Here is a 23803-nt window from a genome sequence, read left to right as displayed (position 1 = left end):
TAGATGTCGCAATCCACACCGAACCCAGAAGGCCCTCACCTGTTCAAGCACCCAGCACGCGTGTCACCAACGTCCCGGGACAGCACACCTAGGCCCCGGTCGGGTCCTCGCCGCGGTCGAGCGCCTTCCAGAGGTCCTCGGGCCGGTCGGGGTCGGCGGCGGGGGCCCTGCGGCGCGGCTGGGGCGCGCCGGATCGCTCGTAGCGGCCGGACATGGCGGGCCACAGGCGGCCGTACCGCAGCGCGAGCAGCCCGGCCAGGAGGATCAGGACGCCGCCGACGACCGCGACGTACGGCCAGGCGGTGTGGCTGAGGGCGTCGACGGAGGCCGAGGTGTCGCCGGAGGCCTGCGCGGCCTGCTCGTCGAGCGCGGAGCTGTCGGAGGCGCCCAGCAGGGCCGCGACGACGATGCCCGCGCCGGACAGCGCCAGCAGCGTGGCCACGACGAGACGGCCGGCGCGGCGGACCGCGAACACGGCGACGAGCGCGGCGAGGCCGACTATGGCGAGCGCCGCGGGAACGCCCGTGACGTCGCTGCCCTTGGCGGTCAGGGGGAAGGCGCCACCGGCGACCGTCGCGGTGCCCTGCGACCATTGCTGCCGGGTGGCGAGCAGCGCCACGGCCGCGCCGAGTGCGCCGCTCAGCAGCGCGACGGCGAGGCTCAGGCGGCCGGCCCGGGCGGATCCGGGGGCTTCGGAACGGGGGTGAGGTACAGCAGTCACGTACCCCACTATCGCCTGAACCCCGGGCGAACCGTCACCCGGGGTTCATCTCATGCGTTTCCCAGCCGGTTCGCCGTGTGCACGGCCCGCAGCACCGCGGCCGCCTTGTTGCGGCACTCGGTGTCCTCGGCGACCGGGTCGGAGTCGGCGACGATGCCGGCGCCGGCCTGCACGTACGCGGTGCCGTCGCGCAGGAGGGCCGTGCGGATGGCGATGGCCGTGTCGGAGTCGCCGGCGAAGTCGAGGTAGCCGACGCAGCCGCCGTAGAGGCCGCGGCGGGACGGCTCGAGTTCGTCGATGATCTGCATGGCGCGGGGCTTCGGGGCGCCGGAGAGGGTGCCGGCCGGGAAGCAGGCGGTGAGGACGTCGAACGCCGTGCGGCCTGCGGCGACGCGGCCCGTCACGGTCGAGACGATGTGCATCACGTGCGAGTACCGCTCGACGGACATGAAGTCGACGACCTCGACCGAGCCGGGCTCGCAGACCCGCCCCAGGTCGTTGCGCCCCAGGTCGACGAGCATGAGGTGCTCGGCGCGCTCCTTGGGGTCGGCGAGCAGCTCCTCGGCGAGGGCCTGGTCCTCCTGCGGCGTGGCGCCGCGCCAGCGGGTGCCGGCGATGGGGTGGACCATGGCCCGGCCGTCCTCGACCTTGACCAGGGCCTCGGGAGACGAGCCGACGACGTCGAACCCGTCGAAGCGGAACAGGTACATGTACGGGGACGGGTTGGTGGCCCGCAGGACCCGGTAGACGTCCAGCGCGCTCGCGGTGCACGGCGTCTCGAAGCGCTGGGAGGGGACCACCTGGAAGGCCTCGCCGGCCCGGATGCGCTCCTTGATGTCCTCGACGGCCGCCTGGAAGTCGGGGCCGCCCCACAGAGCGGTGTACTCCGGGAGCTCGGAGGGCGGGAGGACGGCCGGAGGCTGGGCGACGGCGCGGGAGAGGTCGGCCTCCATGGCGTCCAGGCGGGCGACGGCGTCGGCGTAGGCCTCGTCGACGCCCGTCTCCAGATCGTTGTGGTTGATCGCGTTGGCGATCAGCAGGACCGAGCCCTCCCAGTGGTCCATGACGGCCAGGTCGCTGGTGAGGAGCATGGTCAGCTCGGGCAGCCGCAGGTCGTCGCGCTCGCCGGGGCCGATCTTCTCCAGGCGGCGGACGATGTCGTAGCCGAGGTAGCCGACCATGCCGCCGGTGAAGGGCGGCATGCCCTCCTGGTGGGGCGTGTGCAGGGTTTCGATGGTGGCGCGCAGGGCGGCGAGCGGGTCGCCGTCCGTGGGGACGCCGACGGGCGGGGCGCCGAGCCAGTGGGCCTGACCGTCGCGTGCGGTCAGGGTCGCCGCGGACCGCACGCCCACGAAGGAGTACCGGGACCACGAGCGGCCGTTCTCCGCGGACTCCAGCAGGAAGGTGCCGGGCCGCTCGGCGGCGAGCTTGCGGTAGAGCGCGACCGGGGTGTCGCCGTCGGCGAGGAGCTTGCGGGTGACGGGGATGACCCGCCGGTCGGTGGCGAGCTTGCGGAACGTCTCGAGGTCCATGGCCGCTGACCTTACTGATCCCGGGCGGGGCGGCCGCTGCCGCCGTCCTTGAGGAGCACGTCCTCGTCGAAGCAGGTGCGGGCGCCGGTGTGGCAGGCGGCGCCGACCTGGTCGACCTTGACGAGCACGGTGTCGGCGTCGCAGTCCAGGGCGACGGACTTCACCCACTGGAAGTGGCCGGAGGTGTCGCCCTTGACCCAGTACTCCCGGCGGCTGCGCGACCAGTACGTGCACCGGCCGGTGGTGAGGGTGCGGTGCAGCGCCTCGTCGTCCATCCAGCCGAGCATCAGCACCTCTCCGGTGTCGTACTGCTGGGCGATGGCGGGCAGGAGGCCGTCGGGGCTGCGCTTGAGGCGCGCGGCGATCTCCGGGTCGAGAGGGCTGGGCGTGCTGGTCATGGTGACCATTGTGCCGGGCGCCACTGACAGTGCTGGTGGAGTGTCCATTGGGCGGACCCCCGGCCCGGTCGTAGGCTGGGCCGCATGTCGACCCATGCCAAGCGTGAACGACTTCTCCTCGCCGACCTGTTGGAGACCGCGGGCCCGGAAGCGCCCACCCTCTGCGAGGGCTGGACGACCCGGGACCTCGCCGCACACGTGGTGGTGCGCGAGCGCCGCCCGGACGCGGCCGGCGGGATGCTGATCAAGCAGCTCGCGCCCCGCCTGGAGAAGGTGATGGCGGAGTACGCCGACAAGCCGTACGAGGAGCTGATCCAGCTGATCCGTACGGGGCCCCCGCGGTTCTCCCCCTTCTCCCTCAAGCCGGTCGACGAGGCGTCGAACATCATCGAGTTCTACGTCCACACCGAGGACGTCCGCCGCGCCCAGTCCGACTGGTCGCCGCGCGATCTCGACCCGGTCTTCCAGGACGCCCTGTGGTCCCGCCTGGAGCGCACCGCGCGCCTGATGGGCCGGGGCGTCCCGACGGGCCTGGTCCTGCGCCGGCCCGACGGCCAGACGGCGGTCGCCCACCGCGGCACGCCGGTGGTCACCGTCACCGGCGAGCCGTCCGAGCTGGTGCTGTTCTCCTACGGCCGCCAGAGCGCGGCCAAGGTCGAGCTGGACGGCGACGAGAACGCGATCGCGAAACTCAACGAGTCCAAGCAGCTCGGCATCTGAACAGCTCACAGACCGCCACTCGGCATCGGAACAGCTCGCAAACTGCCGATCGGCATCTGAACAGCCCGCAGCCCGCCGCTCGGGATCTGAGCGGCTCGGGATCCCGGGTAGGCATGCCGGAGCCCCGGTCGCACGGCGCGGCCGGGGCTCTCGGCGGACGGGGACGTCACCGCACCGGGTGCCCCGCCTCCCGCAGCGTCTCCTTGACCTGCCCGATCCGCAGGTCCCCGAAGTGGAACACCGACGCGGCCAGGACCGCGTCCGCGCCGGCCTCGACGGCCGGGGGGAAGTCGGTCAGCCGGCCCGCGCCGCCCGAGGCGATGACGGGGACCGTGACGTGCTTGCGGACGGCCCGGATCATCTCCAGGTCGTAGCCGTCCTTGGTGCCGTCCGCGTCCATCGAGTTCAGCAGGATCTCTCCCGCGCCGAGTTCCGCGGCCCGGTGGGCCCATTCGACGGCGTCGATGCCTGCGGAGCGGCGACCACCGTGGGTGGTCACCTCGAAGGAGCCCGAGTCGGTACGGCGGGCGTCCACCGACAGGACCAGGACCTGGCGTCCGAAGCGCTCGGCGATCTCACGGATGAGTTCCGGGCGGGCGATGGCGGCGGTGTTCACGCCGACCTTGTCCGCTCCGGCCCGCAGCAGCTTGTCCACGTCCTCGGCGGTGCGGACACCGCCGCCGACCGTGAGCGGGATGAACACCTGCTCGGCCGTGCGGCGCACCACGTCGTAGGTGGTCTCGCGGTTGCCCGACGAGGCGGTGATGTCCAGGAACGTCAGCTCGTCGGCGCCCTCGGCGTCGTACACCGTGGCCATCTCGACGGGATCGCCCGCGTCACGCAGGTTCTGGAAGTTGACGCCCTTGACGACCCGGCCGTTGTCCACGTCCAGGCAGGGGATGACTCGGACCGCCAGGGTCATGAATCGTGCTCCTCTAGTGTTCCTCGGAAGGTGTCCCTCTGAATGCTTCCACTTCCACCGACACCAGGACCCGGGAGTCGATGAAGCCCTGCACGATCAGCAGGGTCGTGACCGGGCGCACGGGGTCGAACAGCTCCTTGTGGGCCCGGCCCACCGCGTCGACGTCCCGTGCGTGGGCCAGGTACACCCGGGTGCGGATCACGGACTCGGGTGGGAGCCCGAGGTCGCCGATCGCCTCCAGGGCGGTGGTGAAGGCCACCTTGGCCTGCTCGTACGGGTCGCCCTCGCCGTAGAGCACGTCGCCCTTGAAGGCTGTCGTGCCCGCGACCAGCACTCGGTCGCCCGCCTCGACGGCGCGTGCAAAGCCGACGGACTCTTCCCAGGGACTTCCGCTCTGCACACGCCGCACGGTCATGACGACACAGCCTCCAAGGCCTCTTCCAGGGTGAACGCCTTCGCGTACAGCGCCTTCCCTACGATCGAGCCTTCGACACCGAGCGGGACGAGGTCGGCGATCGCACGGAGGTCGTCCAGCGAGGACACGCCGCCGGAGGCGACGACCGGGCGGTCGGTGGCGGCGCAGACGTTCCTCAGCAGCTCCAGGTTCGGGCCCTGGAGGGTGCCGTCCTTGGCGATGTCGGTGACGACGTACCGCGCGCAGCCCTCCTTGTTGAGGCGCTCCAGCGTCTCGTAGAGGTCGCCGCCGTCGCGGGTCCAGCCGCGGCCGCGCAGGGTGGTGCCGCGGACGTCCAGACCGACCGCGATCCTGTCCCCGTGCTGGGCGATGACCTTGGCGACCCAATCCGGCGTCTCCAGGGCGGCCGTGCCGAGGTTGACGCGCGTGCAGCCGGTGGCGAGGGCGGCGGCGAGGGTGTCGTCGTCGCGGATGCCGCCGGAGAGCTCCACCTTGATGTCCATGGCCCGGGCGACCTCGGCGATGAGTTCGCGGTTGTCGCCGGTGCCGAACGCGGCGTCCAGGTCGACCAGGTGCAGCCACTCGGCGCCGGAGCGCTGCCAGGCGAGGGCGGCCTCCAGCGGGGAGCCGTAGGAGGTCTCCGTACCGGACTCGCCGTGCACCAGGCGGACGGCCTGGCCGTCACGGACGTCGACGGCGGGGAGGAGTTCGAGCTTGCTCACAGTGTTCCGATCCAGTTGGTGAGGAGCTGGGCTCCGGCGTCGCCGGACTTCTCGGGGTGGAACTGGGTGGCCCACAGGGCGCCGTTCTCGACGGCGGCGACGAACGGCTTGCCGTGGGTGGACCAGGTGACCTTGGGGGCCGTCATCGCCGGGTTGTGCGTCTCCAGCGACCAGTCGTGGACGGCGTAGGAGTGCACGAAGTAGAAGCGGGCGTCCGCATCGAGGCCGGCGAACAGCTGCGAGCCGGGGGCCGCCTCGACGGTGTTCCAGCCCATGTGGGGCACGATCTCGGCCTGGAGCGGCTCGACCGAGCCGGGCCACTCGTCGAGGCCCTCGCTCTCCACGCCGTGCTCGATGCCGCGCGCGAAGAGGATCTGCATGCCGACGCAGATGCCCATGACGGGGCGGCCGCCGGAGAGCCTGCGGTCGACGATCCAGTCGCCGCGTGCCTCGCGCAGGCCCGTCATGCAGGAGGCGAAGGCGCCGACGCCGGGCACCAGCAGGCCGTCGGCGTTCAGGGCCTTGTCGTAGTCACGCGTGATCTCGACGTCGGCACCGGCGCGGGCGAGGGCGCGCTCGGCGGAACGGACGTTGCCGAAGCCGTAGTCGAAGACCACCACGTTCTTGCGGGGGGCGCTCAATTCCACACCTCCAGCCTCACCACACCGGCCGCCAGGCACATCGCGGCGCCGATCGACAGCAGCACGATCAGGCCCTTGGGCATCTTCTGCTTGATGAAGGAGTAGATCCCGCCGACGAGGAAGAGACCGACGACGATCAGCAGGGTCGAGGTGCCGTTCACAGGGCGCCCTTCGTGGAGGGGAGGATGCCGGCCGCGCGCGGGTCGCGCTCGGACGCGTAGCGCAGGGCCCGGGCGAGCGCCTTGAACTGGCACTCCACGATGTGGTGCGCGTTGCGCCCGTAGGGCACGTGCACGTGCAGCGCGATCTGCGCCTGGGCCACGAAGGACTCCAGGATGTGCCGCGTCATGGTGGTGTCGTACTCGCCGATCATCGGCGCCATCTTCTCGGGCTCGGTGTGCACGAGGTAGGGGCGGCCGGACAGGTCGACGGTGACCTGGGCGAGCGACTCGTCCAGCGGGACCGTGCAGTTGCCGAAGCGGTAGATGCCCACCTTGTCGCCGAGGGCCTGCTTGAAGGCGGCACCGAGGGCGAGGGCGGTGTCCTCGATGGTGTGGTGCGAGTCGATGTGCAGGTCGCCCTCGGTCTTCACGGTCAGGTCGAACAGACCGTGCCGGCCGAGCTGGTCGAGCATGTGGTCGTAGAAGCCGACGCCGGTCTTGATGTCGGTCTTGCCGGTGCCGTCGAGGTCGATCTCGACGAGGACCGAGGTCTCCTTGGTCACCCGCTCTATGCGGCCTACGCGGCTCATGCGCTCTGCTCCTTCTTCACTTCACGTACCGCGTCGAGGAACGCGTCGTTCTCTTCGGGGGTTCCGGCGGTGACCCGGAGCCAGCCGGGCACACCGTTGTCCCGGACCAGGACGCCCCGGTCGAGGATCTTCCGCCAGGTCGTGTGGGAGTCCTCGAACCGGCCGAACTGAACGAAGTTCGCGTCCGACGCGGTCACCTCGTAGCCGATCGCGCGCAGTTCGGTGACCAGGCGGTCCCGTTCGGTCTTGAGCTGCTCGACGTAGCCCAGCAGCGTGTCGGTGTGCTCCAGGGCGGCCAGGGCGGTCGCCTGGGTGACGGCCGACAGGTGGTACGGCAGCCGGACCAGCTGGACGGCGTCGACGACGGCCGGGTGCGCCGCGAGGTAGCCCAGACGCAGGCCCGCCGCGCCGAACGCCTTCGACATGGTGCGGGAGACGACGAGGTTCGGGCGGCCCGCCAGCAGCGGCAGCAGCGAGTCGCCGTGGCTGAACTCGATGTACGCCTCGTCGACCACCACCATCGAGGGCTTCGCCGTCTGGGCGGCCTCGTACAGCGCGAGGACCGTCTCGGGCGGTACGGCGGTGCCCGTGGGGTTGTTGGGGGTGGTGATGAAGACGACGTCCGGCTGGTTCTCGGCGATGGCCTTCTCGGCGGCGGCGACGTCGATCGTGAAGTCCTCGCCCCGCGGACCGGAGATCCAGCCCGTGCCGGTGCCGCGCGAGATCAGGCCGTGCATCGAGTACGACGGCTCGAAGCCGATGGCGGTGCGGCCCGGTCCGCCGAAGGTCTGCAGCAGCTGCTGGATGACCTCGTTGGAGCCGTTGGCCGCCCAGACGTTGGCCGGGCCGACCTCGTGGCCCGAGGTGTCGGTGAGGTATTCGGCCAGCCGCGTGCGCAGCTCGACCGCGTCCCGGTCGGGGTAGCGGTTGAGGTTGCGGGCGGCCTCACGGACCCGCTCGGCGATCCGCTCGACCAGCGGCTCGGGCAGCGGGTAGGGGTTCTCGTTGGTGTTCAGCCGTACGGGGACGTCCAGCTGGGGCGCGCCGTAGGGGGACTTGCCGCGCAGCTCGTCCCGTACGGGGAGATCCTCGATGCGTACGTCGTTCACTTGCCCTGGGGAACCTTCCAGTCGAACCTCGCCTTGATCGCCGCGCCGTGCGCGGGCAGGTCCTCCGCCTCGGCCAGCGTCACCACGTGGTGCGCGACCTCGGCCAGCGCGTCCTGCGTGTAGTCGACGATGTGGATGCCGCGCAGGAAGGACTGGACGGACAGGCCCGAGGAGTGGCAGGCGCAGCCGCCGGTGGGCAGGACGTGGTTGGACCCGGCCGCGTAGTCGCCCAGCGACACGGGTGCCCAGGGGCCGATGAAGATCGCGCCGGCGTTGCGGACCCGGTCGGCCACGGCGGCTGCGTCGGCGGTCTGGATCTCCAGGTGCTCGGCGCCGTACGCGTCGACGACCTTCAGGCCCTCGTCGACGCCGTCGACCAGGACGATCGCGGACTGCCTGCCCGACAGGGCCGGGACGATCCGGTCCGCCACGTGCTTGGTGGCGGCGACCTGCGGCTCCAGTTCCTTCTCGACGGCGTCGGCGAGCTCGACCGAGTCGGTGACCAGGACGGCGGCGGCCAGCGGGTCGTGCTCGGCCTGGCTGATCAGGTCGGAGGCGACGTGCACGGGGTCGGCCGTGTCGTCGGCGAGGACCGCGATCTCGGTCGGGCCGGCCTCGGCGTCGATGCCGATCCGGCCGGTGAAGTAGCGCTTGGCGGCGGCGACCCAGATGTTGCCGGGGCCGGTCACCATGTTCGCGGGCGCGCAGGACTCGGTGCCGTAGGCGAACATCGCGACGGCCGTGGCACCGCCGGCCGCGTACACCTCGTCGACGCCGAGCAGGGCGCAGGCGGCGAGGATCGTGGGGTGCGGCAGGCCGCCGAAGTCGGCCTGGGCGGGTGAGGCGAGTGCGACGGATCCGACGCCGGCCTCCTGCGCGGGCACCACGTTCATGATCACGGAGGACGGGTAGACCGACCGGCCGCCGGGCGCGTACAGCCCGACGCGGTCGACCGGCACCCACTTCTCGGTCACGGTGCCGCCGGGCACGACCTGGGTGGTGTGGGTCTCGCGGCGCTGCGCGCGGTGGACGGTCCGGGCGCGGCGGATGGACTCCTCCAGGGCCGCGCGCACGGCCGGGTCGAGTTCCTCCAGGGCACGGGTGAGCGCGGCGGCGGGCACGCGCACCTGGTCGAGCCTGACCCCGTCGAACCGCTCGGCGGCGTCGATCAGCGCCGCGTCGCCCCGATGATGCACGTCCTCGCAGATCGGACGCACCTTCTCCAGGGCGGCCGCAACGTCGAAGTCGGCTCGGGGCAGCAGGTCGCGCAGGGCGGGGCCCTCGGGAAGGGCGTCGCCACGCAGGTCGATTCGGGAGATCACGTGCTCAATTCTCTCAGAACCCGGTGAGGCGTCGTTCGCGCGTATCAATGGCTGATACAGAACACCGCGGGGAGCCGGAAGATCACCCTTACGTGGTGTGTTCGGTAGGTCACTCGGCGGGCATGAACAGGTGTACGAGGAAGTGACTCACGAGTACCCGGGGAGGAAGGAAGACCTGTGACCGAGGGGGCCGGTGTGCGCGCCGGGGAGCTGCCCGAGGACCTGACCGCGGCCGAGGCCGGTATGTGGCAGGCCTTCCGCAACGGCACCGTGTACGACCTGACCAGCGGCGACGCCGTGGTGGACGATCCGCACGGCGGCCACCCCTGGGGCGCGGAGCGGACCGTGCGAGCCAGGATCGTCTGCTGGCTGCTCCTGGACGGCCCGCCCGCGCTGGCCGGCCGCGTGTCCTCGCTGAAGCTGGTCGGCGTGCAGGTCAGCGGCTCGCTCGACCTCGCCGGTGGCACGGTGGTGCCGTACGTGGAGATGCGCCGGTGCCGTTTCGAGCAGGACGTGCTGCTGCCGGAGGCCCGCTTCACGACGCTGCGGATGGTGGACTGCTCGGTGCCCCGGCTGGAGGCGGCCCGGGTGCACACCGAGGGCGATCTGCATCTGCCGCGCTGCCGCTTCCACCACGGCATCCGGCTCACGGACGCGCAGATCGGCACGGACCTGATGCTCAACCAGGCGATCGTGCACCGGGACCACAGCGGCCGCTCGATCGCCGCGGACGGCATGACCGTCGGCCAGGACTTACAGGCGGAGCTGCTGGAGTCGCACGGCGAGCTGAGCCTGCGCGCCGCCACCGTCGGCGTTTCGCTGAGCCTGCGCGGGGCGCGTCTGTCCAACCCCTACGAGCGGCTCGCGCTGAACGCCCCGCAGCTGACCGTCGAGCGCAGTCTCTATCTCACGCCCGCGGGGGTCGGCGCCCATGCGATGAGCGGGATCACCCCGGCGCAGGGGACGCGGATCCAGCGCTTCGCGTGCGCGGGCGGGGTCCGCCTGGACGACGGCCGGTTCGGGGACGCCGTCGATTTCGAGCGGGCCCGGTTCACCCTCACGGACGACCAGGAGCTGTCGCTGCGCCGGGTGCAGACGCCGGAGCTGCGCTTCCTCGGGGAGCAGCCGGTGCGCGGGCGGGTGGTGCTGTCCGGGGCGAAGGTCGTCAACCTGATGGACCGGTCGGACGCCTGGCCGGGGCCGGGGCGGCTGCACATGGGCGGCTTCGCCTACGAGAACCTGGTGCCGCGCGGGCCGTTCCCGCTGGCCGAGCGGCTGGACTGGGTGGCGGCCGCGACCGCCGAGTACAACCCGGAGCCGTACGAGCGCCTCGCGGCCGTGCTGCGGGCGGGCGGTGAGGACGAGGACGCCCGGGAGGTGCTGCTCGCCAAGCAGCGCCGGCACCGGGAGAGCCTGCCGATGGCGGCCAAGCTGTGGGGCTACGCGCAGGACTGGACGGTCGCCTACGGATACCGGCCGGGCCGGGCCGCGGTGTGGATGGCGGTGCTGTGGGCGGCGGGTTCCCTCGCCTTCGCGCAGGCGGGTCACCCGCCGATGAAGCGGGGCGAGCACCCGGAGTGGAACCCCACGCTGTTCACCCTCGATCTGCTGTTGCCCGTCATAGACCTGGGCCAGACGGGCTTCTGGCAGCTCCGGGGGGCCTGGCAGTGGCTGGCGACGGCGATGATCCTGCTGGGCTGGATCCTGGCCACGACGGTGGCGGCGGGGGCCACGCGGCTTCTGCGGCGCAACTGATGGTGCCGGTGTGACCACAGGTGTCGAACTGGCGCGGTTTTACGCTCTCTTGACCATCGGATGTACAACTTTCCGTAGGTTCCATGAACGGTCTGGCGCCGCCATGACCAGCCGACTTTCAATGGTCGGCACCATGGCAATGCAGCTCCCGTTCATCCGCGCGACCCGGATGGCAAGGACCGTCTCCCGCCTCGCCGGCAGGCCGTACGCCGACGACGAGGTGCTGCTCGACGCGCCCGACGCCCGGCTGAGCCCGGCGTTGGTCGCCGCCGCCCGCGGCGACCACGGGCCGGCCGCCACGCTGCTCCTGGCCACCCGCGCGGCCTCCGAGTGGGAGCGGCGCGACCGGTACGTGACCCGGCTGGCCGCCTTCGCCCGGTCGCGGCCCGAGTGGCTGGACGCCTGGCTCGCGACCGCTCCGCAGGATCCCGACGCGCTGCTCCTCGGGGCCCAGCTGGCCGTGGACCACGCCTGGCGGTCACCTGCCCGGGCCGAGCTGCTGCGTGAGGTGAGCCCGCTGATCACGGCCGCCGCACGGGGCGACCAGCGGGACCCGGTGCCCTGGCGGCTCGCGCTCGACCACGCCCGGGGTGCCCAGGCCGGGCACACGTACTTCGAGGAACTGTGGGCGGCGGCGGTACGCCGCGCCCCGCACCACTACGGCTGCCATGTGGCGGCCCTGCGCTACCTGGCCACCTACTGGCACGGTTCGCACCACGAGTGCTTCGACTTCGCCGACCGGGCCGCCCAGGACGCTCCCGCCGGTGCGCTCGTCCAGGCCCTGCCGCTGCGGGCGGCCTTCGGCTACCTCACCGATCGTTGCGGGCCCGAGGTGCCGCGCGAGCGGCTGGACGCGGCCGCCGACCGGGCGATCGCGCTGTCCCCGTTGCTGCCGGCCGCCGACCCCTGGCCGGCCCGGATGCGCAACCTGCTGCTCTTCGTCCTGGTGCGCCTGGAGCGCTGGCACGACGCCGCGGAGCAACTGCGCCTGAACGGCCCGTACGCCACCTCCTTCCCCTGGGACCAGGTGTCGGACGACCCGCTCGGCCACTTCCTGCGGGTGCGCGAGGACGTCCTGGCCGGAGCGGCCGGGAACCCGTCCGGGCATCCACGGAGTGAACGGGGCGGACGAGTCCCGCCCGGCGACCATTAGGCTTTTGCGTCGTGACCACCGTCCGGCTCCCCCTCTTCCCCCTGAACTCGGTGCTGTTCCCGGGGCTCGTGCTGCCGCTCAACGTCTTCGAGGAGCGGTATCGCGCGATGATGCGCGAACTGCTGAAGACGCCCGAGGACGAGCCGCGCCGGTTCGCCGTCGTGGCGATCCGCGACGGCCACGAGGTGGCGCCGAGCGCGCCCGGCATGCCCGACCCGACAGCCGTGCCCGAGCGAGGGCCCGCGGCGGGCTTCGGCGCGGAGCCGGCCAAGGCGTTCCACGGGGTCGGCTGCATCGCGGACGCGGCGACGATCCGGGAGCGCACCGACGGCTCCTTCGAGGTGCTGGCGACCGGCACGACCCGGGTGAAGCTGCTGTCGGTGGAGGCCTCCGGGCCGTTCCTGACCGCCGAGCTGGAGCCGTTGGAGGAGGAACCGGGCGACGAGGCCGCGCCCCTGGCGGAGGGGGTGCTGCGCTCGTTCCGCCAGTACCAGAAGCGGCTGGCCGGGGCGCGGGAACGGTCCCTGACGACGGGGGCCGACCTGCCGGACGAGCCGGGCGTGGTGTCGTACCTGGTGGCGGCCGCCATGATGCTGGACACGCCGACCAAGCAGCGCCTGCTCCAGTCCCCGGACACGGCCTCCCGGCTGCGTGACGAGCTGAAACTCCTTCGCTCCGAGACGGCGATCATCCGTAATCTGCCGTCGTTGCCGGCGTCGGAGCTGACGCGCGGCCCGATGAGCCTCAACTGAGCGGATCGGCATGGCGAAGAAGTCGAAGAAACAGCAACAGCCGGGCGGTACGCCCGCGACGGTGGCCCTCACGGCGGCGGGCGCGAGCTACACGGTCCACTCCTACGACCACGACCCCGCGCACCCCTCCTACGGCGAGGAGGCGGCCGAGGCCATGGGCGTCTCCCCCGACCGCGTCTTCAAGACCCTGGTCGCGGACGTCGACGGCGCGCTGACCGTCGCGGTGGTCCCGGTGGCGGGCCAGCTGGACCTGAAGGCCCTGGCGGCTGCCGTCGGCGGCAAACGCGCGGCGATGGCCGACCCGGCCCTGGCGGAGCGCACGACGGGTTACGTCCGCGGCGGCATCTCACCGCTGGGCCAGCGCAAGAAGCTGCCGACGGTCCTCGACGCCTCGGCGTCGGCCCACACGACGATCTGCGTGTCGGCGGGCAGGAGGGGCCTGGAGGTGGAACTCGCCCCGGACGACCTGCGGCAGCTGACCGGGGCGGTCCTGGCGCCTATCGGCCGTTAGCCGCGGACGACTCCTGGTACGGCCCGGCCGGGAACTCCGGTTCCGGGTCGCGAGGGCCGAACAACGCCATGAGGCCGAGGTGCAGCACCAGCGCGGCCAGCGGCCACGCCAGGAGCGACCCCTTCGCACCCAGCTTCAGCGGCGCGTCGAAGGTCACGCCCCGTCCGACCTCCCGCGCGTGCGCGACGACGTCCTCGGCGGGTCCGAGCCACACCCCGATCCGCCAGGCGAGCAACGACCCGAGCAGTCCGCCGAGGGCCAGCCCCACCACCAGCGGTACACCCCCGCGCCGCCGCAGCAGGAAGACGGCCAGCGCGCTGACGGCCCCGAAGGCCAGCCCGAGCAGCGTGAACGTGCCGTCGACGCCGATGGCCTGCTCCCCCTCGGTGTCCTTGAGGAAGACGACCCAGTTCTTCTCCACCACGTCGCCGACCAGCGGCACATGCGGCGCGAGCCACCACCACAGCACTCCGAGCAGCACCCCGCCGAGCGCCACGGCCACCGCGATCACGGCGGCTTCCCGCAGTTCCGTCTTCATCCCGGGGCCGTCCTGTCCGTACCAGCCGTGCCCGGCGTACTCGGCGTGCTGCGACCCGGGAGCCGCAGGCCCGGCGTCCGGCGGCTGCCACGCGCCCTGTGCGGAGTGTTCGTGCGGTGGCGGAGGCGGAGTCAGTGGTGCGGTCACTCTGCCATCGTGCCAGGCCCGCCTGTGCGCCGCGTCACCGGACGACCGCTCCCCGCTCATCGGACGGCCGCCCGGCGGTACGCCCAGGTCGCCACGGCCAGCGAGACGACGCCCACGGCCCCGCACACCGCGAGGTCCCCGAGCACGAAGGCCCAGTCGGGGTGCGGCCCGAACGTACGCGCGAAGGCTTCCACTCCGTACGTCGACGGCAGCAGGTCCCGCGCGAAGCGCACGATCTCCGGCATCCGGTCCGCCGGCAGCACACCCAGCAGCAGCGCCGCCGACATGCCGAGCTGCCCGAGCAGCGTGGCCAGTTCCGGCCGGGGCGCGAGCAGGCCCAGCGCCGCGCCGAGCCCGGCGAGCGCGGCGCCCGCGAGCGGGATCACGGCCATGAGGACCCACAGATGGGCCATCGGCAGCCCGAACAGCACACAGCCGAACACCGCGGTCACCACGGTCCCCGGCACGGTGAACGAGGCGTACGCCCCCGCCGCGCCCAGCACCACCGCCGCCGGCGGCACCGGCAGCGTCGCGTAGTGGTCGAGCCCGCCACTGGCCCGCAGCTGCCCGAAGTACTGCGCGAGCAGGTTCAGCGCGACGAAGGCGACCACCAGGACCGACGACCCGGCGACGACGGCCTGCGCCTCCGCCCCGTCGTCCACGACCCCGCGCATCAGGATCATGATCCCGACCGACTGGAAGGTCGCCACGAACAGCAGCGGGATCCGCGCCACCCTCGCCCGGGACAGCTGGGCCCGGTACACGGCTGCCAGCGACGGCCAGAGCCGCGCCCGGGGCCCGAGCTCGGCCGCGCCCTCGGCGCGCCCCTCGGCGGCCAGGGCACTGCCCGGCAGGACATCGGCGGGTACGACACTCACGTCGCGCTGCTCCCCTTCGCTCGGGTCCACTGCGGCAGTCGCCTGTTCGGTACGGATACGGCGGCCGGTGCACTCACGGCCCGCCCGCCCGGCGCTGTGGTGCTCACACCTTCACCAGCCCCTGCTGCACGGCACCGCCGAGGGCCAGGTAGACGTCCTCCAGGCTCGGCGTGGCCAGGGTGAAGTCGTCCAGGGCGGCGAAGGCGGACCCACCGGTGACGGTCGCGACGACCGCCCTGGCCTCCTCCGGCCCGAGCCGCAGCGTCCAGCGGCGGCCCGACTCCACGACACGGTCCCGCAGCGCGGCCACCTCGGGCACGTGCAGCGGAGCCGCGTCCCGCCACACCAGGTCGACCCGCACCTCGCCGGCGACCTGTTCCTTGAGCCCGGCGGGGGTGTCGCAGGCGATCACCCGCCCCCGGTCGAGGACGGCCACCCGGTCCAGGACGGTCTCGGCCTCGATGACGTTGTGCGTGACGAGCAGCACGGTCGTCCCGCGCTCGGCCCTGCGCCGGTCGACCGCGGACCACACGGCGCGCCGCGCCACCGGGTCCATGCCGGTGGTCGGCTCGTCGAGGACGAGCAGCGGCCGCTCCCCCACCAGGGCCGCGGCGAGGCACGCCAGGCGCCGCTGGCCCCCGGAGAGCTTCTTCAACGGCCGGCCGGCGAGCGGCGCGAGTCCCAGCTCGTCGAGGACGGCGTCCCGCTCGGCCCGGGCCTGCCGCACGTCCAGGCCGCGCAGCCGCCCGGTGGTCTCGGCGGCGAGGGACACGGTCAGCTCGTCGAGAGCGGTCGACTCCTGCCCGAGGTAGGCGAGGATCCGCGCGGCCCGCTCGGGATGGCGCACGATGTCGTGGCCGAGGATCTCCACGCCGCCCCGGTCGGGCCGCATGAGCCCGGTCAGCTGGCGCACGAGGGTGGACTTGCCGGCGCCGTTCGGGCCGAGCAGGCCGAAGATCTCGCCGCGGCGGATGTCCAGCGTCACGTCGTCCGTGGCCCGGACCTCGGGTGTTCCCGGGGAGCCGCGCCGGCCGCGGACGGCCGGGTAGGTCTTGGTCAGCCCGCGCACCGCGCACACGACGTCACCATCGTGCCGAAATGCCTGTGCCGCGCCCGTACTCACAAGGGACGAGACTACGGGGTCGGCGGCCCTGGTCGGTCCTCGGGTCGGCCCTCGGGTCGGTCCGTACCGGGAAATCGCCGGCGGAGAACTCAGGCGTCGACGGGCGGGTGCTCCACTCCCGTGCGCACGCTGATCTCCCGCCAGAAGCCGGCCCGGATGGCGTACCGGTCCCGCTCGTCGATCTGGTCGTCCTTGTGGGCGAGCAGGCCGAAGCGGGCCGCGTAGCGCAGCAGCTCACCGTCGACACGGTGCGGGATGCGCGGGTACATGCCGGACAGCTTCTGCAGGTGGCTCTGGTCTCCCAGGCGCTCGACCCAGCGCCGGGCGAAGACCTGTCCCACCTCGAAGGGGTCACCGCCGACGGTGGTGATGTCCTCCTCGCGGTCGGCCCAGCGCTGCTCCGCCGTGGTCAGCTGGGCGAGCGTCGGCATCGAGGCGGCCTCGGGGGGCTCGGCCGCGGGCCGGTCGACCCAGCCCTTGTCGGAGGACCACCGGAGGGTGGCGGAGGCGGGGTGCTGGGCGGGCTGGTTGCCGGGGGCGCGCAGGGCGGCCAGGTCTTTGGGCGTGGGGACCCCTTTGGCGGCGGGCACCCGCTCCTCGGTGCCGTTCTGCCCGGCGGCGGCCTCCTGGTGCCGGGGCTGCGGGGCGGGCCGGTCGGTCGCGGCGCCGAGGGCGGACTCGGGCAGCGGCGCGGAGAGGATGGCGGCGATCTCGGGCCGGGGCGCGGACTGCGGTGCGCACACCCCGGTGTGGTCCTTGGCGCGGACGGCCTTGGTGATCCACGTACGGTCCAGGACGCGCCGCTCGTCGGCTTCCGCGACCAGGTCCTCGGACTGGTTGTAGTCGCCGTCGGCGGCCTGGACGGCCCACAGGTGGACGGCGACGCCGTGTTCCTTGGCGGCCATCATGCCGGGCAGCAGATCGCCGTCGCCGGTGACGAGGACGACGTCGGAGCAGGCGCGGTTGCGGGCCAGTTCGGTGAGTTCGGCGTGCATCGCCGCGTCCACGCCCTTCTGCGCCCAGCGGCCGTCGCTGCGGGTCAGGGCACCGAGCCGGACGGTGACCCGGGGCATCACGCGCAGTCTGCGGTGTTCGGGCTGCGGAACGCGGTCGGGGGCGCCGTCGAACCAGTAGATGCGCAGCAGCGGCTGCTGGGTGTCGGACTCGGCGCGCTCACGCAGCCCCTGGATGAGGGCGGTGTGGTCGACGGTGATGCGGGACCGTGAGGGCTCCCCGGCGAGGAGACTCGCCGCGGCTCCCAGCAGATACCCAGCGTCCACCAGGACGATGCAGCGGTCCACGCGACTCACCCTCTTCCCAGGAGGTTTGCTTCGGGCTTGCTTCGAGTCTGCCCGACGGCGCAGAGGTTAACGGCCCGAACTCGATCTTCGGCGTGGCGTTTCAGCGCCTCCCGCTCCGACCACCCCTGTCACGCACGGTAATTGTCCGACATGCGATCGTTGTCGGCCTGTGTGAATCTGGTCCCGGCCCTGGCCCCTAGTCCCCCACAGGAGGCATCACCATGGCCAAGAACAAGAACCGTGACCGTAAGCAGCAGCGTCCGACCGAGCGTGGCCAGCGGGCCGACCGCAGCCCCGCCTCGCAGTCCGAGCCCCAGCCCGAGGTCGAGACGACCCCCGGCGAGATGGCGTCGGCCAAGCGAAAGCGCAGCTTCGGCCACAACTGACGCCTGTGTGACGGGGTGTTGATCCCGCGCACATGCACGAGGGGCGTACCCGGTTGCGGGTACGCCCCTCAAGCGCATCGAGAGCCGGATCATCACCGCGGGCCAGGATGAGGACTGAGGCGCGCGGCGGCCGGTGCCCGCCTCACCCGGCCAGGCAGGACGGTCCGAGCAGCACCTTCAGGTCGCCGAACAGCGCCGGGTCCGGCTTCACCCGGTGCCGGTCCAGCCGCAGCACGGTCGTCTTGGTCGGCCCCTGGAGCTTGATCCGGACCTCGCTGTCGCCCTTGTGGTGGCTGAGGACCTCGCCGAGGCGGCTGACCAGCGGCGGGGTGACCCGGGTGGCCGGGATGGTGAGGACCACGGGCGCGTTGGTGCCCGCGTTGGACAGGTCCGGGATCATCAACTCCATCGCGACGAGCCGCGGGACGTCCTCGCGCTTGTCGAGGCGGCCCTTGACGAACACCACGGCGTCCTCGACGAGTTGCGTCGAGACGAGCTGGTAGGTCGCGGGGAAGAACATGCACTCGATCGAGCCGGCGAGGTCCTCGACGGTGGCGATGGCCCAGGCGTTGCCCTGCTTGGTCATCTTGCGCTGGAGGCCGGAGATGATGCCGCCGATGGTGACCACGGAGCCGTCGGAATAGTCACCGCCGGTCAGCTGGGAGATGCCCGCGTCGGCCTTGTCGGACAGGATGTGCTCCAGGCCGAACAGCGGGTGGTCGGAGACGTACAGGCCGAGCATCTCCCGCTCCTGGGCGAGCAGGTAGGTCTTGTCCCACTCGTCGGGGGAGAACTCCACGTCGAGCCCGAAGCCCGGCTCGCTGGTCTCGGCCTCGCCCATGCCGCCGAAGAGGTCGAACTGCCCCTCGGCCTCCTTGCGCTTGACCGCGACCACGTTGTCGATCATCGGTTCGTAGTGCGCGGTGAGGCCCTTGCGGGTGTGGCCCATGGCGTCGAAGGCGCCGGCCTTGATCAGCGACTCGGTGGTGCGCTTGTTGCAGACCACCGCCTCCACCTTGTCGAGGTAGTCCGGGAAGGAGACGTACTTCCCCTTGGACGTGCGGCACCTGATGATCGACTCGACCACGTTGGTGCCGACGTTGCGGACGGCGGAGAGGCCGAAGAGGATCACGTCGTCGCCCTGGGCCGCGAAGTTGGACATCGACTCGTTGACGTCCGGCGGGAGCACCTTGATGCCCATGCGGCGGCACTCGTTGAGGTAGACGGCCGACTTGTCCTTGTCGTCCTTCACGGACGTGAGCAGCGCGGCCATGTACTCGGCGGGGTGGTTCGCCTTGAGGTACGCCGTCCAGTAGGAGACGAGTCCGTACGCGGCGGAGTGCGCCTTGTTGAACGCGTAGCCGGCGAAGGGGACCAGCACGTCCCACAGGGCCTGGATGGCCTCGTCGCTGAAGCCCTTCTTGCGGGCGCCCTCCTGGAAGAGGACGAAGTTCTTCGCCAGTTCCTCGGGCTTCTTCTTGCCCATCACGCGGCGGAGGATGTCGGCCTCGCCGAGCGAGTAGCCGGCGATGATCTGGGCGGCCTTCTGCACCTGCTCCTGGTAGACGATCAGGCCGTAGGTGACGTCCAGGACCTCCTTGAGGGGCTCCTCCAGCTCGGGGTGGATGGGCGTGATCTCCTGCTGCCCGTTCTTGCGCAGCGCGTAGTTCGTGTGGGAGTTCATGCCCATGGGGCCCGGGCGGTACAGGGCCGACACGGCGGAGATGTCTTCGAAGTTGTCCGGCTTCATCAGCCGGAGCAGGGAGCGCATCGGGCCGCCGTCGAACTGGAAGACGCCGAGGGTGTCGCCACGCTGGAGCAGCTCGAAGGTCGTGGGGTCGTCGAGCGGGAGGCTCAGGAGATCGACGTCGATCCCCTTGTTGGACTTCACCATCTTGACGGCGTCGTCCATGATCGTCAGGTTGCGCAGGCCCAGGAAGTCCATCTTCAGCAGGCCGAGCGACTCGCAGCTCGGATAGTCCCACTGGGTGATGGTGACCTTGTCCGTGTGCCTGACCCAGACGGGCACGTGGTCGGTGATGGTCTCGCTGGACATGATCACACCGGCGGCGTGCACGCCCATCTGCCGGACCAGGCCCTCGACGCCCTTGGCGGTGTCGATGACCTTCTTCACGTCCGGCTCGTTCTCGTACATCGCCCGGACCTCGCCCGCCTCCGAGTAGCGGGGGTGCTCGGGGTTGGTGATGCCGTCCAGGTTGATGCCCTTGCCGAGGACGTCGGCGGGCATGGCCTTGGTGATGCGGTCGCCCATCGCGTACGGGTAGCCCAGCACGCGCGCGGAGTCCTTGATCGCGTTCTTGGCCTTGATGGTGCCGTACGTGCCGATCATGGCGACCTTGTCGGCGCCGTACTTCTCCGTCACGTACCGGATCACCTCGACGCGCCGGCGCTCGTCGAAGTCGATGTCGACATCGGGCATGGAGATGCGCTCGGGGTTGAGGAACCGCTCGAAGATCAGGCCGTGCGGGATGGGGTCGAGGTCGGTGATGCCGAGGGCGTAGGCGACGATCGAGCCGGCCGCTGAGCCTCGGCCGGGGCCGACGGCGATGCCCTGCTTCTTGGCCCACATGATGAAGTCGGCGACCACGAGGAAGTAACCCGGGAAGCCCATCGAGATGATGGTGTCCATCTCGTACTCGACCTGCTTCATGCGGTCGTCCGGGATGCCGTCCGGGAAGCGGCGGTGCATGCCGCGCAGGGTCTCCTCGCGGAACCAGCTGACCTCGGTGTAGCCCTCCGGGATGTCGAACTTGGGCATGAGGTCGCGCTTGACGAACATGCCCTTGGTGTCGACCATCTCGGCGATCAGGCGGGTGTTGGCACAGCCCTCCTGCCAGGCGTCCGAGGAGTCGATGGCGTACATCTCGTCCGTGGACTTCAGGTAGTAGCCGGTGCCGTCGAACTTGAAGCGGTCCGGGTCGGAGAGGTTCTTGCCCGTCTGGATGCACAGCAGGGCGTCGTGGGCGGTCGCCTCGTGCGCGTAGGTGTAGTGCGAGTCGTTGGTGACCAGCGGGGGGATGCCGAGCTTCTTGCCGATCTCCAGGAGGCCGTCGCGGACCCGGTGCTCGATGTCGATGCCGTGGTCCATCAGCTCCAGGAAGTAGCGGTCCTTGCCGAAGATGTCCTGGTAGTCGGCGGCGGCCTTCAGCGCCTCGTCGAAGTGGCCGAGGCGCAGCCGGGTCTGGACCTCGCCGGAGGGGCAGCCGGTGGAGGCGACGATCCCCTCGGACCACTGGGAGATGGTCTCCTTGTCCATCCGGGGCCACTTCTGCAGCCAGCCCTCGGCGTACGCGTCGGAGGACAGCCGGAAGAGGTTGTGCAGACCCGTGCTGTTCACGGCCCACATCGTCTTGTGGGTGTAGCCACCGGAGCCGGAGACGTCGTCCCGCTTCTGGTGCGGCTGGCCCCACTGGATCTTGCGCTTGTTGCGCCGGGACTCGGGCGCGACATAGGCCTCGATCCCGATGATCGGGGTGACCCCGGCCTTCTGCGCGGAGTGGAAGAAGTCGTACGCCCCGTGGAGGTTGCCGTGGTCGGACATGGCGATGTGCGACATGCCCATCTCGTTGCACGCGTTGAACATGTCCTTCAGCCGCGCGGCACCGTCCAGCAGCGAGTACTGGGTGTGGACGTGCAGGTGCGTGAACGGCGGCTTTGACACGGCTGCGGCCTCCAGGGAGAACAGGGGTCGGACGGGCCCGGCAGGCTGCGGACAGCCTGGGGGACAGCGTCGAAGTCTATGCCTCGGCACTGACACCCGGAGGGCTGACCCGCGTACCTTCTGGCAAGGGCCGCGGGCACTCCCGCGGGCCGCCGCACGTTAGCCGTCAGGGCGGACCAGCCGCCCTGACACGCATGCACCAGGAGGCACCCAGCGATGTCGTTCCCGCAGCTCGACGAGGAGCACCGCGGCGAGGAGATCCTCGCCGTCTTCGACACCGCCTTCGGCGAGCTCCTGGCCGCCGACCCGGCCGCGTTCCGCGTGAAGTTCCGGAAGATGGCGGCCTCGGCCTTCGCCTTCTACCGGGGGACGGCGTGCCTCTTCTACCACGATCTGGACGAAGAGAAGCAGGGCGGGCCGTACCTGGACGAGCGCACCTCGCGCGTGTGGATCCACGGCGACCTGCACGCGGAGAACTTCGGCACGTACATGGACGCCAACGGCCGCCTGATCTTCAACGTCAACGACTTCGACGAGGCCTACGTCGGCCCCTTCACCTGGGACCTGAAGCGCTTCGCCGCCTCCATCGCGCTGATCGGGTACGCGAAGGCGCTCGGCGACGAGCAGATCAGCGAGCTGGTGCGGGTGTACGCGGGCGCGTACCGCCGGCGGATCCACGCCCTGGCGACGGGCGCGAAGAGCGAAGAGGTGCCGCCCTTCACTCTGGACAGTGCGCAGGGCCCGCTGCTGGACGCGCTGCGTGACGCCCGCTCGCTGACCCGCTTCGGCCTGCTGGACTCGATGACGGAGATCCGTGACTTCGAGCGCCGCTTCGCCTCGGGAGGCGGTTCGGTCGAGCTGGACGCGGCCACGCGCTACAAGGTCCTCGCCGCCTTCGACGGCTACCTGGAGACGCTGCCGGACAGCTCCCTGGCCCGCCCGGACTCCTACCGGGTGAAGGACGTCGTCGGCCGGCGCGGCATCGGCATCGGCTCGGCGGGGCTGCCGTCGTACAACATCCTGCTGGAGGGGCACAGCGACGCCCTGGAGAACGATGTCGTGATCTACATCAAGCAGGCCCAGACCCCGGCGGTCTCCCGGCACATCACGGACCGGGCGATCCGCGACTACTTCCAGCACGAGGGGCACCGCACGGTCATCTCCCAGCGGGCCCTCCAGGCACACGCCGACCCGTGGCTGGGCTGGACCGAGCTGGACGGCGCCGGCCAGCTGGTCGCGGAGGTCTCGCCGTACGCGGTCGACCTGGACTGGGGCGACATCGACGACCCGGAGGAGATCGCCCAGGTGGTGGCCGACCTGGGCCGGGCGACCGCCGCGATGCACGCGGCGGCGGACGACCAGTCCGGCGAGTCCCTGGTGCCGTTCTCCACGGAGCGGGCCATCGACGCGGCGATCGCGGCCGACGAGGAGGGCTTCGCGCCGCTGCTGGTCGACTTCGCGCACGGCTACGGTGCCCGCGCCCGTGCCGATCACCAGACCTTCGTGGACCTGTTCCGCAACGGACGGATTCCGGGCCTGTGACGGCGAGGCCTCGCACAGGCATCCTTTAGGGGTCCCTTACAGGCCCACGTGACACACTCTCCTATCGCTATGGACATATCCGGGATCCCGCTCAGAGCCGTACGCGCGGCGCTGTTCACGGCCGTGGTCGTGACGCTCAGCACCGCGTCGCACGTGCTGCTGTCCGGAGCCCCGCTGCCGGTGAGCACGGTGGCCGCGGTCGCCGCCGCCGTGTTCGTGATCGCGTTCGCCCTGGCGGGCCGCGAGCGCTCCTTCGGGAGGATCGCGGCCCTGCTGATCCCGCTGGAACTGGCCGCCGACACGGTGTTCACCACGGGCCAGCACGCCTGTTACGGCCGGGCGGGCGGCCCGGTCGCCGGTCCCCTGCGCTCGGTCGGCCTCGACGTCCTGTGCGGCGGCGAGGTCGGCACACCCCTGGCCCGGATGGCCGGGGCCACCGGCAGCGAGCGGCTCGCGGTCGCGGTCGCCCATGCCGACCCGGCGACGGCCTGGCTGCTGCTCGGCGCGCACATCGGCGTCGGGCTCCTGGCCGCCGTCTGGCTGCGCCGCGGTGAGCGGGCCCTGGCCCAGCTGCTGCGGGCGGTGACGGCCACCACGTTCCGGCCGCTGCTGCTGGCGGTCGCCGCGGTCGCGGTGGAGCGGGCCCCGGCCGGGCGGCACCTGCCGGCGCGGGCCGCCGGCCGCACGCCCACCGCCCGCGACCGGATCCTCACGTGCTCCCTGGGACGGCGTGGACCGCCGTGCTCCCCCGCCTTCGCGTAAGAAGGCACTCGCCGCCAAGA

Annotated in this window: 24 protein-coding genes; 8 read left to right on the top strand and 16 right to left on the bottom strand. The window is 71.6% G+C overall.

The genetic code is table 11. The features are described from left to right. Positions 1–88: 88 nt before the first annotated feature. From ACIQU3_RS35260 to hisI, 3 genes are read right to left on the bottom strand one after another with little or no spacing between them, the layout of a single operon-like run. Positions 89–730, bottom strand: a complete 642-nt coding sequence (locus ACIQU3_RS35260) for a TIGR02234 family membrane protein (RefSeq protein ID WP_403929683.1) — start codon at positions 728–730, stop codon at positions 89–91. A gap of 41 nt (positions 731–771) precedes the next feature. Beyond that, positions 772–2253, bottom strand: coding sequence for an anthranilate synthase component I (locus tag ACIQU3_RS35255; protein ID WP_403729590.1), 1482 nt, complete (start codon positions 2251–2253; stop codon positions 772–774). Between the two features lie 11 nt (positions 2254–2264). Then, positions 2265–2651, bottom strand: coding sequence for a phosphoribosyl-AMP cyclohydrolase (gene hisI / locus ACIQU3_RS35250; protein ID WP_403729587.1), 387 nt, complete (start codon positions 2649–2651; stop codon positions 2265–2267). A gap of 84 nt (positions 2652–2735) precedes the next feature. Between hisI and ACIQU3_RS35245 the strand changes: the two genes are divergently transcribed. Further along, on the top strand, positions 2736–3371 hold the full coding sequence (locus ACIQU3_RS35245) for a TIGR03085 family metal-binding protein (protein ID WP_403729584.1): 636 nt from the start codon (positions 2736–2738) through the stop codon (positions 3369–3371). Positions 3372–3537: 166 nt separating this feature from the next. On the opposite strand, the gene hisF is transcribed toward ACIQU3_RS35245, so the two are convergent. From hisF to hisD, 8 genes are read right to left on the bottom strand one after another with little or no spacing between them, the layout of a single operon-like run. Then, positions 3538–4293, bottom strand: a complete 756-nt coding sequence (hisF, locus tag ACIQU3_RS35240; RefSeq protein ID WP_403929680.1) for an imidazole glycerol phosphate synthase subunit HisF — start codon at positions 4291–4293, stop codon at positions 3538–3540. A gap of 13 nt (positions 4294–4306) precedes the next feature. Continuing rightward, a complete protein-coding gene (locus ACIQU3_RS35235) occupies positions 4307–4708 on the bottom strand; it encodes a RidA family protein (RefSeq protein WP_403729579.1) in 402 nt (133 codons plus the stop codon). Next, positions 4705–5430: a bifunctional 1-(5-phosphoribosyl)-5-((5-phosphoribosylamino)methylideneamino)imidazole-4-carboxamide isomerase/phosphoribosylanthranilate isomerase PriA gene (gene priA / locus ACIQU3_RS35230; protein ID WP_403729574.1), complete on the bottom strand. Its 726-nt coding sequence runs from the start codon at positions 5428–5430 to the stop codon at positions 4705–4707. The genes ACIQU3_RS35235 and priA overlap by 4 nt, the downstream gene beginning before the upstream one ends. Beyond that, positions 5427–6071: an imidazole glycerol phosphate synthase subunit HisH gene (hisH, locus tag ACIQU3_RS35225; RefSeq protein WP_403729571.1), complete on the bottom strand. Its 645-nt coding sequence runs from the start codon at positions 6069–6071 to the stop codon at positions 5427–5429. Before hisH ends, priA begins: the two co-directional genes overlap by 4 nt. Further along, a complete protein-coding gene (locus ACIQU3_RS35220) occupies positions 6068–6232 on the bottom strand; it encodes a hypothetical protein (protein ID WP_030848333.1) in 165 nt (54 codons plus the stop codon). Before ACIQU3_RS35220 ends, hisH begins: the two co-directional genes overlap by 4 nt. Continuing rightward, a complete protein-coding gene (gene hisB, locus ACIQU3_RS35215; RefSeq protein ID WP_053671868.1) occupies positions 6229–6822 on the bottom strand; it encodes an imidazoleglycerol-phosphate dehydratase HisB in 594 nt (197 codons plus the stop codon). Before hisB ends, ACIQU3_RS35220 begins: the two co-directional genes overlap by 4 nt. Continuing rightward, positions 6819–7931 carry a histidinol-phosphate transaminase gene (locus ACIQU3_RS35210; protein WP_403729566.1) on the bottom strand — a complete coding sequence of 371 codons (1113 nt, stop codon included), beginning with the start codon at positions 7929–7931 and terminating at the stop codon, positions 6819–6821. The genes hisB and ACIQU3_RS35210 overlap by 4 nt, the downstream gene beginning before the upstream one ends. Continuing rightward, positions 7928–9253: a histidinol dehydrogenase gene (hisD, locus tag ACIQU3_RS35205; RefSeq protein WP_403729563.1), complete on the bottom strand. Its 1326-nt coding sequence runs from the start codon at positions 9251–9253 to the stop codon at positions 7928–7930. The genes ACIQU3_RS35210 and hisD overlap by 4 nt, the downstream gene beginning before the upstream one ends. Positions 9254–9430: 177 nt before the next feature. On the opposite strand from hisD, the gene ACIQU3_RS35200 reads away from it, so the two are divergent. The 4 genes from ACIQU3_RS35200 to ybaK all read left to right on the top strand — a co-directional run bounded on the left by ACIQU3_RS35200 (position 9431) and on the right by ybaK (position 13424). Next, a complete protein-coding gene (locus ACIQU3_RS35200; RefSeq protein WP_403729560.1) occupies positions 9431–11008 on the top strand; it encodes an oxidoreductase in 1578 nt (525 codons plus the stop codon). Between the two features lie 121 nt (positions 11009–11129). Continuing rightward, positions 11130–12161 carry a hypothetical protein gene (locus ACIQU3_RS35195; RefSeq protein ID WP_403730482.1) on the top strand — a complete coding sequence of 344 codons (1032 nt, stop codon included), beginning with the start codon at positions 11130–11132 and terminating at the stop codon, positions 12159–12161. Positions 12162–12172: 11 nt separating this feature from the next. After that, positions 12173–12913: an LON peptidase substrate-binding domain-containing protein gene (locus tag ACIQU3_RS35190; protein ID WP_403729555.1), complete on the top strand. Its 741-nt coding sequence runs from the start codon at positions 12173–12175 to the stop codon at positions 12911–12913. A 10-nt stretch (positions 12914–12923) separates the two neighbouring features. Then, positions 12924–13424: a Cys-tRNA(Pro) deacylase gene (gene ybaK, locus ACIQU3_RS35185; protein WP_403729552.1), complete on the top strand. Its 501-nt coding sequence runs from the start codon at positions 12924–12926 to the stop codon at positions 13422–13424. Here ybaK and ACIQU3_RS35180 read toward each other — a convergent pair. From ACIQU3_RS35180 to ACIQU3_RS35165, 4 genes are all read right to left on the bottom strand, one after another. Beyond that, entirely contained in the window at positions 13411–14109 is a 699-nt protein-coding gene (locus ACIQU3_RS35180; RefSeq protein WP_403729549.1) for an AAA family ATPase, read from the bottom strand. The genes ybaK and ACIQU3_RS35180 overlap by 14 nt on opposite strands. Before the next feature lie 56 nt (positions 14110–14165). Continuing rightward, a complete protein-coding gene (locus ACIQU3_RS35175; RefSeq protein ID WP_403729546.1) occupies positions 14166–14987 on the bottom strand; it encodes an ABC transporter permease in 822 nt (273 codons plus the stop codon). A 103-nt stretch (positions 14988–15090) separates the two neighbouring features. Then, positions 15091–16065, bottom strand: coding sequence for an ABC transporter ATP-binding protein (locus tag ACIQU3_RS35170; RefSeq protein WP_403729541.1), 975 nt, complete (start codon positions 16063–16065; stop codon positions 15091–15093). Positions 16066–16199: 134 nt separating this feature from the next. Next, positions 16200–17411: an NYN domain-containing protein gene (locus ACIQU3_RS35165; protein WP_403729538.1), complete on the bottom strand. Its 1212-nt coding sequence runs from the start codon at positions 17409–17411 to the stop codon at positions 16200–16202. A 221-nt stretch (positions 17412–17632) separates the two neighbouring features. Between ACIQU3_RS35165 and ACIQU3_RS35160 the strand changes: the two genes are divergently transcribed. Further along, a complete protein-coding gene (locus tag ACIQU3_RS35160; RefSeq protein WP_403729535.1) occupies positions 17633–17797 on the top strand; it encodes a hypothetical protein in 165 nt (54 codons plus the stop codon). Positions 17798–17939: 142 nt separating this feature from the next. Here ACIQU3_RS35160 and dnaE read toward each other — a convergent pair whose 3' ends face one another. Next, positions 17940–21479 (bottom strand): DNA polymerase III subunit alpha, encoded by a 3540-nt coding sequence (gene dnaE, locus ACIQU3_RS35155; RefSeq protein WP_403729531.1) that lies wholly within the window; start codon positions 21477–21479, stop codon positions 17940–17942. A 216-nt stretch (positions 21480–21695) separates the two neighbouring features. Between dnaE and ACIQU3_RS35150 the strand changes: the two genes are divergently transcribed. Together ACIQU3_RS35150 and ACIQU3_RS35145 are read left to right on the top strand one after the other, a co-directional pair. Beyond that, entirely contained in the window at positions 21696–23021 is a 1326-nt protein-coding gene (locus tag ACIQU3_RS35150) for a DUF2252 domain-containing protein (protein ID WP_403729528.1), read from the top strand. A 69-nt stretch (positions 23022–23090) separates the two neighbouring features. Next, positions 23091–23783 (top strand): hypothetical protein, encoded by a 693-nt coding sequence (locus tag ACIQU3_RS35145; protein ID WP_403929677.1) that lies wholly within the window; start codon positions 23091–23093, stop codon positions 23781–23783. Positions 23784–23803 lie beyond the last annotated feature (20 nt).

The organism is Streptomyces sp. NPDC101110 (assembly GCF_044759525.1).
GTDB lineage: Bacteria > Actinomycetota > Actinomycetes > Streptomycetales > Streptomycetaceae > Streptomyces.
Note: the sequence above shows the minus strand (reverse complement) of the source record. Positions and strands in the feature narration are given on the sequence as shown.

What these genes read in the sequence shown, in the direction of transcription:
- ACIQU3_RS35255 (WP_403729590.1), bottom strand. Translation starts at nt 2,253, where the DNA reads ATGGACCTCGAGACGTTCCGCAAGCTCGCCACCGACCGGCGGGTCATC.
- hisI (WP_403729587.1), bottom strand. Translation starts at nt 2,651, where the DNA reads ATGACCAGCACGCCCAGCCCTCTCGACCCGGAGATCGCCGCGCGCCTC.
- ACIQU3_RS35245 (WP_403729584.1), top strand. Translation starts at nt 2,736, where the DNA reads ATGTCGACCCATGCCAAGCGTGAACGACTTCTCCTCGCCGACCTGTTG.
- hisF (WP_403929680.1), bottom strand. Translation starts at nt 4,293, where the DNA reads ATGACCCTGGCGGTCCGAGTCATCCCCTGCCTGGACGTGGACAACGGC.
- ACIQU3_RS35235 (WP_403729579.1), bottom strand. Translation starts at nt 4,708, where the DNA reads ATGACCGTGCGGCGTGTGCAGAGCGGAAGTCCCTGGGAAGAGTCCGTC.
- hisB (WP_053671868.1), bottom strand. Translation starts at nt 6,822, where the DNA reads ATGAGCCGCGTAGGCCGCATAGAGCGGGTGACCAAGGAGACCTCGGTC.
- ACIQU3_RS35195 (WP_403730482.1), top strand. Translation starts at nt 11,130, where the DNA reads ATGGTCGGCACCATGGCAATGCAGCTCCCGTTCATCCGCGCGACCCGG.
- ybaK (WP_403729552.1), top strand. Translation starts at nt 12,924, where the DNA reads ATGGCGAAGAAGTCGAAGAAACAGCAACAGCCGGGCGGTACGCCCGCG.
- ACIQU3_RS35160 (WP_403729535.1), top strand. Translation starts at nt 17,633, where the DNA reads ATGGCCAAGAACAAGAACCGTGACCGTAAGCAGCAGCGTCCGACCGAG.
- ACIQU3_RS35150 (WP_403729528.1), top strand. Translation starts at nt 21,696, where the DNA reads ATGTCGTTCCCGCAGCTCGACGAGGAGCACCGCGGCGAGGAGATCCTC.
- ACIQU3_RS35145 (WP_403929677.1), top strand. Translation starts at nt 23,091, where the DNA reads ATGGACATATCCGGGATCCCGCTCAGAGCCGTACGCGCGGCGCTGTTC.